Here is a 13654-nt window from a genome sequence, read left to right as displayed (position 1 = left end):
GGTGTGAAAAGATAAAGGATATGCTCGTATGATGCGTCAGTGTGAGCTTGTTGGACGTGTTCAACGTTACAAGTCTGACGTAGATGAGGCTCTTTTAAACAGGGCCTATGATTATGCAATGAAAAAGCATGCACATCAAAAGCGTGCATCAGGTGATCTTTATTTTTCTCATCCTTTAGAAGTTGCTGCTATTTTGACAGATATGCGGTTGGACGAGGCAACGATTGCTGTTGCTCTTTTGCATGATACAATTGAAGATACAAGCGCTACACGAGCAGAAATTGATCAGCTTTTTGGTTCTGAAATTGGGAAGTTGGTTGAAGGGCTTACAAAGCTTAATAAGCTTGATCTTGTATCAAAGAAAGCCGTACAGGCAGAAAATCTTCGTAAACTTCTTATTGCTATTTCTGATGATGTTCGTGTTCTTTTAGTCAAACTTGCTGACCGTCTTCATAATATGCGTACCCTTGGTGTTATGCGTGATGATAAACGTCGGCGAATTGCTGAGGAGACGATGGATATCTATGCGCCACTTGCAGGTCGTATGGGTATGCAGGATATGCGTGAGGAATTAGAGGATCTCTCTTTCTTTTATTTAAATCCAGAAGGTTATCGTACGATTACCAATCGACTTTCTGAATTATTGAAACACAACCGTGATTTGCTTTCCACAATTGAAAATGAATTGACAAAACTTTTTTTCGAGCATGGCATTAAAGCGAATGTTAAAAGCCGTCAGAAAAAGTCGTATTCCGTCTTTCGCAAAATGGAAAGCAAGGCGCTCTCTTTTGAACAATTATCCGATATTTTTGGATTTCGTGTGATTGTTGAGTCCGTGAATGATTGTTATCGTGCTCTTGGTGTCATTCATACGACATGGCCAATGGTTCCTGGTCGTTTCAAAGATTATATCTCTATACCAAAGCAAAATGATTATCGTTCTATTCATACAACAATTGTTGGCCCTTCAAGACAACGTGTTGAGTTGCAAATTAGAACGGCTGCTATGGATGAAGTTGCTGAATATGGGGTTGCTGCTCATTCCATCTATAAAGAGCATGGTTCCAATTATTCGACTGTGAAGTTATCAAGTGAAACGAATGCCTATGCATGGTTGCGTCAAACGATACAATCTTTGTCTGATGGAGATAATCCAGAAGAGTTTTTAGAACATACAAAACTTGAGCTTTTTCAAGACCAAGTTTTTTGTTTTACGCCGAAAGGTCGATTAATTGCTTTTCCTAAAGGAGCTACGCCTATTGATTTTGCTTATGCCGTCCATACAGACATCGGTGATTCTTGTGTGGGTGTAAAAATCAATGGTCGTATTATGCCTTTAATGACCAAATTAAAAAATGGTGATGAGGTTGATATTATTCGCTCACACGCTCAAATTCCGCCAGCAGCATGGGAATTTCTTGTTGTCACGGGTAAAGCACGTTCAGCTATTCGACGAGCAAGTCGTGCAGCGGTACGTAAACAATATTCGGGTTTAGGATATCGTATTCTCGAGCGTTCATTTGAATATATGGGAAAGCAATTTTCAAAAGACCTTTTGAAGAAAGTTTTGCCACGTTTAGCACGTAAAGATGTAGAGGATGTATTGGCTGCTGTTGGGCGTGGAGAGCTGTTTTCCGCTGATGTGATTAAAGCGGTTTATCCTGATTATCAAGATCACCGTGTGGTACAAAAGTCATCTTTTAGGCCTGGGGAAGAAGGTTGGTTTAATATTGAAAATGCTCAAGGTATGATTTTTAAAGTTCCAGAAAATGAAAAGAATGCAAAGGTCGAGAATCATCAATCTAAAGCCTTGCCTATTAGAGGAACCCGTGGAGATATACCCGTACGTTTTTCACCGGAAGGAGCAGTACCTGGAGATCGGATTGTTGGTATTATGCAGCCAGGAGCTGGGATCGTTATTTATCCAATACAGTCTTCAGCTTTGATGGCGTATGATGATCAGCCAGAACGATGGATTGATGTTCGCTGGGATATTGATGCCCAAATGAATGAACGTTTTCCTGCACGGATGAATATTTTGGTTGTAAATAGTCCTGGTTCTTTGGCTGAAATTACACAAATAATTTCTGCTAACGATGCCAATATCCAAAATTTATCTTTTATCCGTACAGCACCAGATTTTACAGAAATTATGATTGATTTGGAAGTGTGGGATTTAAAACATTTGAATCGTATTTTTTCTCAGTTAAAAAAGGCAGGTTCAGTAAGTACAGTACGGCGGGTTCATGGATAAAAAGAAAGATTTTGCAATGAATACACAAGATGTCATTGATATTTTTAAACAAGCAGATGCTATTCTAGAAGGGCATTTTATTTTAACATCGGGGCGCCATAGTGCGACTTATATGCAAAAAGCGAAAGTATTCATGCATGCTAACTTGACGGAAAAGTTATGTCGTGGATTGGCTGAAAAAATCAAAAAATCTATCGAGGGAAAAATTGACTATGTTGTTGGTCCCGCAATTGGTGGTCTTATTCCTTCCTATGAAACTTCACGTCACCTTGGTGTTCCTTCTCTTTGGGTAGAGCGTGTAAATGGCATCTTTGAATTGCGTCGTTTTGAAATCAAGAAGGGTGCACGGGTTGTTATTGTTGAAGATATTGTAACAACGGGTCTTTCCATTCGTGAGACTATTGAAGCGCTTGTTGCAGCAGGAGCAGAGGTATTGGCCAGTGCATGTATCCTTGATCGTTCTGGTGGTAAGGTCAATGTTGGAGTTCCGTTGATTGCGCTTGCTGAATACGAGATAACCTCTTATGCTAGTGATGCACTTCCTGCAGAGCTTTCTGTTCTTCCCGCGATTAAACCAGGCGGTCGAAATATTTAATTGTCGTTCTATTTTTTTTGTGCAAAAGCTTAAAAAGATTAATTTGGATGATATAGATTATTTCATCATCAAAAGATGTATATTGAGAGTCATATGCTTTTTCGTCGTCGAGAACCAATAGATTTTGTAACGCGTATTCGACTTTGGTTATGGCCACGTCGTTCATTTTCTCGCTCATTTTGCTACATACATAAACGTATTTTGCGTATATCAGCAACACCGCATGAAGTAGCATTAGGGGTTGCTGTTGGCGTTTTTTTAGCTTGTTCACCTTTCTTTGGGCTGCATATTATTTTGGCAATATTTTTTTCTTGGCTTTTGCGTGCAAACTTTGCTGCCGCAATCATTGGGACAATTTTTTCTAATCCACTCACATTTTTATTGATTGTCATGGCTGATTATAAAGTAGGGTATTTTTGTTTATCACTTTTTAGCGATGTCAAAGAGATTTCTCTTTCGCAAATTCGTGCTCTATTTAATGGTTTGACATTGTCAAATCTCTCTCTCCTCTTTAAAGGCGCATGGGACACAATTATGAGTCCTATGATTTTAGGGGGAACTCTTTTAGGTATTGTTTTTGGTGGTTTATCTTATATAGGTGTTTACAGAGCAACGGTTCGTTTTAAACAAAAGCGATATCAAAAGATTATAAAAAAAAGGCGTTTAAAGAAGCGCTCATCGTAAGAAAGATCGGGTAATATCTTATGATTATTGGTCTTGGAAATGATCTGGTTGATATACGACGTATTGAGAAAATGTTGGTTCGTTATGGTGAGCGTTTTATCCAACGTATTTTTACGGATATTGAAAGAAATAGATCTGAAAATCTCAAAAAAAGCTCCTCTTCTTATGCAAAAAGATTTGCTGCTAAAGAAGCATGTGCTAAAGCCTTAGGAACGGGAATCGCTTGTGGTATCAATTGGAAAGACATGGGGGTAGTTAATTTGCCATCTGGTAAACCAATAATGCAATTAACAAATCGTGCGCAAATACAACTTCAAAAGTTATTACCTCCTCATCATGATGCAGTTATTCATCTTAGTATAACAGATGATTTTCCTTGGGCACAGGCATTTATTATTATCGAAGCACTTCCACGTGGATAGATGGCATGAGAGATTGTGCTTTTGTTATTTGAATATTATGATGAAAAAAATTATATCTGTGATGAGAAGGCAGTTGGTGATGATCCAAAAAGATAAAGTGCATAAAAAAGAAAAAAAAGGTGGGCTTCGTGAATTTATTTCTGTTTTAATACAGGCTTTGCTTTTAGCAGCGTTTATTCGGACACTTTTTTTCCAGCCGTTTAGTATTCCTTCCGGTTCAATGCGTCCTACTTTGTTGGTGGGAGATTATCTGTTTGTTTCTAAGTATGCATATGGGTATTCTCGTTTTTCCATCCCCTTTTCTCCTCCTCTTTTTTCTGGACGGATTTGGGCATCTCAACCTCAACGTGGAGATGTGGTCGTTTTTCGCTTACCAAGTAATCCGAAGATTGATTATATAAAACGCGTTGTTGGATTACCAGGTGATCGTATACAAGTCCGTCAAAGTGTCCTTTATATTAATGATGAGGCTGTTTCACGTCACTTTATGGGGGAGATTGATAATTCTGATATAACAGAGGTTAACTATCCTGTTGAGGTTTATCGCGAGACAATGCCTAACGGTGTCAGTTATGATACACTTGATTTAGCTTTCATCCCGAAAGTTGATGATACAGAAGTCTTTGAAGTTCCTCAAGGACATTACTTTATGATGGGAGATAACCGCGACAATTCAGATGATAGTCGTTTAGATGTAGGCTATGTTCCAGAAGAAAATCTTATTGGTCGCGCGAGCGTGATTTTCTTTTCTATCAGTAATGGTTCAAGTGCTTGGCAGATTTGGCGCTGGCCATTTGATGTGCGTTGGAAACGTTTGTTTTCTTTCATAAATACGGTTCATGATTTGCCGCTTATCAAGCAAGGAAACAACGATGAAACGTCTCATGATTGATCAGCTTTTCAAGCTGACGGGGCATCGTTTTAAAGATGAAGAGAGGTTAAAGAAGGCATTAACACACTCGAGTGTACAAGATTCGGAACAGGGGAATTATGAACGACTAGAGTTTTTAGGGGATCGGGTTTTAGGGCTTTTGATTGCAGAGATGCTGTATCAACTTTTTCCTCAGGCAAGTGAAGGTGAATTATCAGTCCGTTTAAATCATCTGGTCAATGCACAGACATGTGCTGATATTGCGCGTGAAATGAGGCTTCCTGATATGATCCGTGTTGGTTTTGAGATGAAAAATTTTGAGGGACGTCGACTTATCAACATGCATGCAGATGTCGTGGAAGCTTTGATTGCAGTAATATATCTCGATGGAGGATTGGAAAGCGTTCGCCCTTTTATTCAAAAATATTGGCAAAGTCGGGCAAAGAAAATGGATGCTGGTCGACGTGATGCCAAGACAGAATTACAGGAATGGGCGCATATCCAAGGCAATGCACAACCACATTATCAGGTTATAAAACGTTCAGGTCCAGATCACGATCCTGTTTTTATGGTAGAGGTCAGTATTTCTGGGTTTGCTTCAGAGATTGGGCAGGGAAGCTCCAAAAGATATGCTGAAAGAATGGCAGCTGAAAAAATTTTGCGACGAGAGGGTGTATGGAAAACAGTGGGAAAAAATAATCATGAGTGACGTTATGAAAACGCGTTCTGGGTTTGTTGTGCTTATTGGGATGCCTAATGCCGGTAAATCGACACTGGTTAATCAATTGGTTGGAACAAAGGTTTCAATTGTAACACATAAGGTACAAACAACACGAACTTTAATCCGCGGTATTGTCATTCATGATGATGTGCAAATTGTGTTGGTCGATACACCGGGTGTTTTTCGTCCCCATAAGCGCTTAGAACGAGCCATGGTCTCTGCTGCTTGGGGAGGGGCTAAGAGCGCTGATGTTCTGCTTGTTTTAATTGACGCTCAAAGTGGTCTTTCGGATGAAGTTGATATGATGTTAGATATTGTAAACAATATGAAACAAGAAAAAGTTCTTGTTCTTAATAAGGTTGATACAGTTGTTAAATCATCTCTTCTAGCGTTAACCACTAAAATAAATGAACGTGTAAAGTTTGCGCAAACATTTATGATTTCTGCTCTAAACGGTTCTGGTTGCAAGGATTTACTTCATGCGTTGAGTAACATGATGCAGGAGGGGCCATGGTATTATCCGGAAGATCAAATTTCTGATATGCCCATGCGTCATCTTGCTGCTGAAATTACGCGTGAAAAACTTTTTCTTCGTCTTCATGATGAACTTCCTTATTCCTCAACGGTTGAAACAGAAAACTGGGAAGAGCGTTCAGATGGTTCCGTTAAAATTAATCAAGTTATTTATGTCGAGCGTGAGAGTCAGAAAAAAATTGTCTTAGGAGCAAAAGGCGATACAATTAAAGCGATTGGTCAAGCAGCACGTAAAGAACTCATGGAAATTATGGATCAAAAGGTGCATCTTTTTCTCTTTGTGAAAGTGCGCGATAATTGGGATACCGATCCAGAACGTTATCGTGAAATGGGATTGGATTTTTTAAAATAAGATTTTTAAAAATAATTAAAGTAAAATGAAGTGGAAAGAACAAGCCGTTATACTTGGTACACGCCAATATGGTGAAACAAGTGTTATTCTTGAGATTATGACACGTGAACATGGTCGTTATATGGGAGTGGTAAAAGGGGGGCGCTCGCGTCGCATGGCAGCTCTTCTTCAACCTGGAAATTTTGTGGAGGCTGAATGGTGGGCTCGTTTAGACGAACATTTGGGACTTTTTCGGCTTGAAGCTCTTGATTTACATGCGGCACGATTAATCTGTCTACCAGAAGCACTTTATGCTTTGCAATTGATAGCGTTTCATTTGCGGCTTCTTCCCGAACGTGATCCGCACCCCATTTTATATGATATTTTACACCTTTTTATGCAGAATTTTGATGAACCATTTGTAAATGCAGAATTGCTTGTACGTTTTGAAATGCGGCTTCTTGAAGAACTTGGTTTTGGTCTTGATTTATCTTGTTGTGCTGCAACAGGTCGTCAGGAAAGGCTTCATTACGTATCACCAAAATCTGGTCGGGCTGTCTGTGAAGAAGCAGGGGAACCTTGGAAAAAAAAGCTTCTCATTCTACCACAGTTTCTTGTACAAAGAACGACTCGTCCTGCTGATTTTAGTGACATAATAAATGGTTTTATACTGACGGGTTTTTTTCTTATGCGTCATGTCTGGGAGCCACGAGATATAAAGCAGCCGTCAGTGCGCATGAATTTGATACAATTGTTTGAGCGCCAATTTGGTGTACAGGCATTAATTGGTTGATCTGATGATAATTGAATGGGAAAATGAGAATTTTAAAGACAATTGCTGAAGTCCGCCAATATACTTCAGAGGAACGACGTTTAGGTTTTTCGATTGGTTTTGTTCCAACAATGGGGGCATTGCATGATGGCCATCTTGCATTAGTACAGTATGCAAGAGCAATGTGTGATCGCGTAGTGGTTTCTATTTTTGTCAATCCAAAGCAATTTGGACCTCAAGAAGATTTTTCTCAATATCCAAGAGATTTGAAGGGCGATTGTGCTTTGTTAAAAGAAGTAGGTGTTGAATGTGTTTTTGCTCCTTCTGTAGATGAAATGTGGCCACTGGGGAATGATACAATTGTACAAGTGAAAAAATTATCACGTATTTTGATGGGAAAATTACGTCCAGGGCATTTTTGTGGTGTAACAAGCGTTGTTGCTAAACTTTTTAACATTGTCCAACCAGATAAGGCTTTTTTTGGGGAAAAGGATTTTCAACAAATTTTAATTATTCGGCGTATGGTTGAAGATTTGGCTTTTCCTATTGAAATCGTTGGAGTTCCTATTCTACGGGAGTCAGATGGTGTAGCGTGTTCTTCACGCAATCAGCTTTTAACATTAGAAGATCGTAAAGCTGCCAAAATTATTCCTGAAAGTGGAAAAGCTGCTGAAAAGCTTTATCATGAAGGTGAACGGTCGGTTGATAAATTATGCAAAACTGTTCGTGATATTTTACAACAAGAAACGCGTGCAATCATTGAAGCGATAGATTTACGGGATATGGAAACTTTATGCGTGGTTAAAGGAACATTGAATAAACCAGCAGTTTTACTTCTTACTGTCCGCTTTGGTGAGATAAGGCTGATTGATCAATATATATTGCAAGAGAAGGGTGGAAAATGAGTGTACATAAAACCGTAAAGCGTATAACATCTTCCGAAATACGTGCACGAAAGGGACAACAGCCAATTGTTTCTTTAACAGCTTATCAAGCTTATACTGCGCGGATTGCTGATCCATATTGCGATATCCTTTTGGTTGGTGATAGCGTTGGGATGGTTGTGTATGGGTTTGAGACAACGCTTCCTGTTAATTTAGATATGATGATTTCACACGGGAAAGCCGTGGTGCGTGGATCTCAAAAAGCTCTTGTTGTTATTGATATGCCTTTTGGTTCTTATGAGGAAAGTCCAGAGCAAGCTTTTTTAAATGCATCGCGCATTCTTGCACAAACGGGGTGTGGTGCAGTTAAGCTTGAAGGTGGCGTTTATATAGCCGAAACAATAGATTTTTTGTGTAAACGTGGCATTCCAGTGATGGGACATATCGGTCTTACACCCCAAGCAATGAATCGTTTTGGTGGTTTTAAAACACAAGGACGCAAGGAGAATGATTGGCAAAGAATTGAAGCAGATGGAGCAGCGATTGAAGAGGCAGGTGCTTTTGCTGTTGTTTTAGAAGCAATGGTTGAACCTTTAGCGGTGAAACTGACAGATAAGCTTTCTATCCCTACGATCGGTATAGGGGCGTCCAATCAATGTGATGGGCAAGTATTGGTTATGGAAGATATGTTGGGCTATGGTTCTCATGTGCCAAAATTTGTACGCCGTTATGGAGACCTTGAACAAGCCATGGAAACTGCAATAAAGAATTATGCAGAGGATGTCAAATCTCGTGCTTTCCCAGCGGATAATGAAGTTTATAAACTAAAATAAACTTCAGTTTAAGATGAAAGGTTTGACAAGAGAAAATTTGTTATTTTGATAATGAATGTGCATTATTTAATATATTTTGTATACAATTTGAACTGTGATTTTTTCCATTTCTTTAATGAAGTCACGCCTCTCATGCAAAACAGAACGCCATTGGGTCGCTAATTCACGTGCTTTTTTAAAGAAAGCTTTCTTAAGGTACCCAATCCTATTTCGCGACGGCGTTCGTGAATAGTATAGTGGTAAGTCCCTTATGAAGTGTATAAAATTTATAGAGTACTCCCGTCTTTACGCTTCATAAGAGAGCAAGCCGGCATTATTACACACTTTGCCAATTTTCAATGCTGCGACAGCGCTTAGCACTTGAGATGGTTCATAAGAAGCATTTTAACTCTTTCTTTAAAAAATTTTACCCACACGCCAGACCCGCTTGTGGTGTGCAAGAGAATGATTTTGATTGATTCAATATAAACAGATTTGAAATGAGTGAAGCTTACGATATTAGGAGCTCTCATTCAAAATGAAAAAACAATGAATTATTATTATAAGTCAGTGTGATGATTCTGTAATGACAAGGAATCAACAATGCGAAGGGGCTATAATCTTTGGACATCCAAGTCATTAAAGCGCGTTAAAAATGCGTTTTCAATGTGTTGGGTAGAATAGGGGGATAAATTCAGATCATCGGGTAAAATATTATTGGGAGAGCCAAAATAGTGAAGGGCTTCTTCTGTATTAAATCCAGCAAGCGTAATCGCTTCATAATAGGCAGCGATACGGTCGGCTTGTTTAATTTTTTTTAAAAGTTTTTGAGAAAGATCAACGGGAAGAGAAAAGCGCATGTGGATAGCATCTTGGATGCGCTTTTCAACGCGTTCATATTGTTTTCCTATGACAGCTTTAAAAGGGGAAATCATATCGCCGATGACATATTCTGGAGCATCATGAAGAAGGGCATAAAGACATTCGTTGCTTCCCGATTGTGGAAAAAGTTTTTGAAATATTTGTTCAACCAAAAGTGAATGTTGTGCAACAGAATAGGCATGCTCTCCTCGTGTTTGACCGTTCCAACGTGCTACGCGAGCAAGTCCATGGGCAATATCTTCAATTTCAACATCAAAAGGAGAAGGGTTGAGAAGATCAAGTCGCCTTCCAGAGAGCATTCTTTGCCAAGCGCGGGCTTCTCCATTTTTTAATAATTCAGCTTTAGCCATGAGTGTTTTCTATAGTATTTTCAGGAAAGGTAAAATTCATATTTTCAGCAATGCTTATAGTGACAGGAATGTTTTTTACAGTAAAGGGGATGTTATGATCCATAGCATCTTTGACGTGGTCAATACGCATTAAAGCAAGAGCCTCATTTTCTACACATGTTCCCAAGTAGCCAAGCACTTTTGTTCCTGCTTCAATGCTAGATTGAGGGGTTAATTTACACTGGCCTTTTACAATAAAAATACGGCGACGTGCTGCACGGCGGTGGTGCATTCGTGAAACAATTTCTTGTCCAATATAACATCCTTTATTGAATGCAAGTCCATTGATTTGATCGTAATTAATATCATGAGGAAAGACTTTGCCAATTTCATAGTCTTGTTCACTTTCCGCAATTGCATAACGGATACGCAATTGATTCCATGTGTCATGATATTCTGAAGTTAAAAAAGGTTTTTTGCCATAGATTCGTATTATTTTTTCTTGTTGTGGGAAGCGTTTATCAGCAAAACTTGAATCAAAATTTAAAGCATCTGATTCATTATTCAAAGAAACTGTAACAAGCTCTTGAAATGGTTGTGTAATTTCTACTTTTTTGCGCAGCTTATAGAGCAACAGACGCTTATGGAGCGTATCAGCTAAAGGCATCCTGATATCAATCAGGTAACCATCTTCTTTTTTTCCGATAAGAAAATCAGCAAGAACCTTTCCTTGTGGGGATAAAAGGGCTCCAGGGAAAAGTTCCTGTGGACTGATTTTTTTTACATCTGTCGTGATCAGGGATTGTAGAAAATCTGTTGCTTCTTCGCCTGTAATTTGAATAAGCCCGCGGTTTTTTAAGCAAATGGCATTTTGTTTTTTAATCATGGTTCTTGCCTTTCTGCTCAAAGTTACATAATCGATAAGTGAGCAATATGTAAGGAGCGTGGTTATGTTTAAAGCATTTGATACAATTTTTAAAGGTGCAACACTTGTGAATCATGATGGAAGAAGCAAGCGTGATATTGGTATTACAAATGGTCGTATTGCTGAAATAGGCGACCTTACATGTGCATCCGCTAGTGAGGTCATTGATTGTACAGGGCTTCATATTTTACCAGGAATTATTGATAGCCAAGTGCATTTTCGTGAACCAGGAAATGAATATAAGGAGGATTTGGAAAGTGGCTCGTATTCTGCTGTGTTAGGGGGTGTTACGGCAGTTTTTGAAATGCCTAATACCAATCCATTGACAACATCAGAAGAAACATTAAGCGATAAGGTTCAACGCGCATTTCATCGAATGCATTGTGATTTTGCATTTTGGGTTGGAGGAACGCGTGAAAATGCTCATGAACTATCTGAATTAGAAAGACTTCCTGGTGCGGCTGGAATTAAAGTCTTTATGGGGTCCTCTACCGGTGATCTTTTGGTTGATGATGATGAAAGTGTACGCCTTATTTTGAAGAATACACGCCGTCGTGCGGCTTTTCATTCTGAAGATGAGGCGAGGCTCAAAGAGCGTAAAATATTGCGTATTGAAGGGGATGCATCGTCACATCCGATTTGGCGTGATGAAGTTGCGGCATTAAAATGTACGCAGCGTTTGGTAAAAATTGCTCATGAGACGAAGGCTCGGATTCATGTGTTACATCTTTCGACAGAAGAAGAAATTGATTTTCTAAAAAAACATAAGGATGTTGCAACAATTGAAGTGACACAACATCATTTGACGCTCACGGCTGATGATTATAAGAAGTTTGGTACATTAATTCAGATGAATCCGCCTATTCGTGAGCCGCGCCACCGTGACGCTCTTTGGTACGGTGTTCAACAAGGAATTATTGATGTCTTAGGTTCAGATCATGCGCCTCATACTCTTGAAGAAAAACTTCAACCTTATCCCTCTTCACCTTCAGGTATGACAGGCGTGCAAACAACAGCAGCAATTATGTTGACACATGTGAATGCAGGAAAAATATCTCTTGAACGTTTTGTTGATCTCACTTCACATGGCCCTAGTCGTATTTTTGGTATAAGTTGTAAAGGGCGCATTGCTGTTGGGTTTGATGCTGATTTAACCATTGTTGATCTTAAGCGAGAAGAAATTATTACGAATAGCTTAATTGGTTCGCGTACCGGTTGGACACCTTATGATGGTCAAAAAGTTAAAGGTTGGCCTGTTGGGACTATTATCCGTGGTATGCGCGTTATGTGGGAAGGTGAAATTGTTACACCTTCACAAGGAGAGCCTGTTAAATTTATGGAAACTTTGGTGTAAACAAATTAAAATTATAAGTATGCCGTAAAATACCATCTTTTAGATGGTGATATAGGGTATGTCAGCCTCTTTGGTACATAAGTGTTTTTTTAATGCGAGGTGAATATTCTTAGGCTTGTTTGTAGAAACTATGCAGCAAATTACATGTGTTAGAAGCCAAGAGAAACCTTGTTCAACAAGAACCTAGATTATTTACAGAGCAAATTTAGTTAAAAATCTTTGTCCGTTAAAGTGTGGGGAGGAAGCCAAAGAACGGTTTTGTATGGGGAAAAAGGCGCATATGAATAAAAGCGTATCAAGATATTATTCTTTAAACGTCTCTCTATTTTCAGAGCTGGTTTATTGCTCCCCGCATTTGTGAAAGGAGTATCATTGATATCGCTAAGATTGAGAGAGCTACTTTTTGTATAGATTAATTATTTATAATGCATGAGGAGGTTTTCAGATAAAATTCTTCCTTCCTCAATATATTTTTGATTGGCTTCAATGGCTGCTTGTGTACAATGATGATAATTTTCTGAGAAAGCACGATACGCTTCATTAAACGCTTCATAAAAATAAGCACGTCTTTGTGGAATGGGGCGTTCTGCTTCAATCAGTGCATTCATATAGTCATACCATTGGTTTGTTGGAGGCTCGCAAAGATTTTGGAGAGAATGCAATGATCCCAAAATTTCTGCTAGTCGGAGTAATTTTTTTTCATAGGGTGGAGATTGTTGTGCAAAGGCTGGCATTGAAATGACAAGAAATATTAAAATAATGATGTTTATCAATCTATACTGCATTATTTTTATTGCTTTCTTTGAATAAAGTTCTGTAAAGATGAAATAATTTTGTCATGAGAACGGTGTAAAAAAATAAAGTTAATTGCTACATTATTCTCAATTATTGATTATAAAATATAGGGCGTAAGAGGCAGTAGGGAACCCATTGTGGAATATTGAAAATACTGACGAAGCTTTGTGTGGTTAAAAATTTAAGATTTTCTGCCTGCAAGCTATCTATTTTTCACATAGATTTATATTGTATTGCCTATAGATTTTTTTCTAAGCTCATTTTCTTTAATGAGAGAAAGCATCTCTAATGATAGAACGCTTTTGTCCAATCAAATAAAATAGATTGTTTTTATGATAAACGATGAATACAGCCGTAAATACAATGGGAAAATGGTAAGAAGAATTTACTATAAGATACAAGTTTTTAGCTTAAACCGCGTAATACAATGATTTGAGATAAGATACATCTAAAAGGATCGGTGCATAATATCGTCCATGGAGTCAATAA

Annotated in this window: 14 protein-coding genes and 1 pseudogene; 11 read left to right on the top strand and 4 right to left on the bottom strand. The window is 38.6% G+C overall.

From position 1 onward, the window contains the following. The first annotated feature begins 28 nt into the window (after positions 1-28). The 10 genes from ACFILT_RS07290 to panB all read left to right on the top strand — a co-directional run bounded on the left by ACFILT_RS07290 (position 29) and on the right by panB (position 8901). The gene (locus ACFILT_RS07290) at positions 29-2254 is read left to right on the top strand and encodes a RelA/SpoT family protein (protein ID WP_375679823.1); all 2226 of its coding nucleotides are present in this window, start codon (positions 29-31) and stop codon (positions 2252-2254) included. 16 nt (positions 2255-2270) lie between these two features. Further along, positions 2271-2849 (top strand): orotate phosphoribosyltransferase, encoded by a 579-nt coding sequence (gene pyrE, locus ACFILT_RS07285; protein WP_375679046.1) that lies wholly within the window; start codon positions 2271-2273, stop codon positions 2847-2849. Positions 2850-2942: 93 nt separating this feature from the next. Further along, positions 2943-3533: a DUF2062 domain-containing protein gene (locus tag ACFILT_RS07280; protein WP_375606309.1), complete on the top strand. Its 591-nt coding sequence runs from the start codon at positions 2943-2945 to the stop codon at positions 3531-3533. A gap of 20 nt (positions 3534-3553) precedes the next feature. After that, positions 3554-3955 carry a holo-ACP synthase gene (gene acpS / locus ACFILT_RS07275; protein ID WP_375634162.1) on the top strand — a complete coding sequence of 134 codons (402 nt, stop codon included), beginning with the start codon at positions 3554-3556 and terminating at the stop codon, positions 3953-3955. A gap of 79 nt (positions 3956-4034) precedes the next feature. After that, on the top strand, positions 4035-4847 hold the full coding sequence (gene lepB, locus ACFILT_RS07270) for a signal peptidase I (protein ID WP_375611213.1): 813 nt from the start codon (positions 4035-4037) through the stop codon (positions 4845-4847). After that, positions 4828-5535, top strand: coding sequence for a ribonuclease III (gene rnc / locus ACFILT_RS07265; RefSeq protein ID WP_375634160.1), 708 nt, complete (start codon positions 4828-4830; stop codon positions 5533-5535). The genes lepB and rnc overlap by 20 nt, the downstream gene beginning before the upstream one ends. After that, the gene (gene era, locus ACFILT_RS07260) at positions 5528-6433 is read left to right on the top strand and encodes a GTPase Era (protein WP_012754937.1); all 906 of its coding nucleotides are present in this window, start codon (positions 5528-5530) and stop codon (positions 6431-6433) included. Before rnc ends, era begins: the two co-directional genes overlap by 8 nt. A 25-nt stretch (positions 6434-6458) precedes the next feature. Further along, positions 6459-7205, top strand: coding sequence for a DNA repair protein RecO (gene recO, locus ACFILT_RS07255; protein WP_375631707.1), 747 nt, complete (start codon positions 6459-6461; stop codon positions 7203-7205). 23 nt (positions 7206-7228) lie between these two features. Continuing rightward, on the top strand, positions 7229-8089 hold the full coding sequence (panC, locus tag ACFILT_RS07250) for a pantoate--beta-alanine ligase (protein ID WP_375671825.1): 861 nt from the start codon (positions 7229-7231) through the stop codon (positions 8087-8089). Further along, positions 8086-8901, top strand: coding sequence for a 3-methyl-2-oxobutanoate hydroxymethyltransferase (gene panB, locus ACFILT_RS07245; protein WP_375679028.1), 816 nt, complete (start codon positions 8086-8088; stop codon positions 8899-8901). Before panC ends, panB begins: the two co-directional genes overlap by 4 nt. Before the next feature lie 99 nt (positions 8902-9000). On the opposite strand, the pseudogene ACFILT_RS07240 reads toward panB, so the two are convergent. From ACFILT_RS07240 to ACFILT_RS07230, 3 genes and pseudogenes are all read right to left on the bottom strand, one after another. Continuing rightward, a pseudogene (locus tag ACFILT_RS07240) lies at positions 9001-9143 on the bottom strand (integrase); the annotation flags it as partial. Between the two features lie 351 nt (positions 9144-9494). Further along, on the bottom strand, positions 9495-10112 hold the full coding sequence (locus ACFILT_RS07235) for a YfbR-like 5'-deoxynucleotidase (RefSeq protein WP_375610152.1): 618 nt from the start codon (positions 10110-10112) through the stop codon (positions 9495-9497). After that, positions 10105-10977, bottom strand: a complete 873-nt coding sequence (locus tag ACFILT_RS07230; protein ID WP_375679822.1) for a YgfZ/GcvT domain-containing protein — start codon at positions 10975-10977, stop codon at positions 10105-10107. The genes ACFILT_RS07235 and ACFILT_RS07230 overlap by 8 nt, the downstream gene beginning before the upstream one ends. Positions 10978-11041: 64 nt before the next feature. On the opposite strand from ACFILT_RS07230, the gene ACFILT_RS07225 reads away from it, so the two are divergent. Then, a complete protein-coding gene (locus ACFILT_RS07225) occupies positions 11042-12370 on the top strand; it encodes a dihydroorotase (RefSeq protein WP_375679030.1) in 1329 nt (442 codons plus the stop codon). 416 nt (positions 12371-12786) lie between these two features. On the opposite strand, the gene ACFILT_RS07220 is transcribed toward ACFILT_RS07225, so the two are convergent. After that, the gene (locus ACFILT_RS07220; protein WP_375679032.1) at positions 12787-13155 is read right to left on the bottom strand and encodes a TIGR02301 family protein; all 369 of its coding nucleotides are present in this window, start codon (positions 13153-13155) and stop codon (positions 12787-12789) included. Between the last annotated feature and the right edge of the window lie 499 nt (positions 13156-13654).

The sequence above is a fragment of the Bartonella sp. AP7XZML genome (assembly GCF_042195745.1).
Lineage (GTDB): Bacteria > Pseudomonadota > Alphaproteobacteria > Rhizobiales > Rhizobiaceae > Bartonella.
The sequence above is the reverse complement of the archived record's forward strand: the minus strand, read 5'-3'. Positions and strand labels throughout refer to the sequence as shown.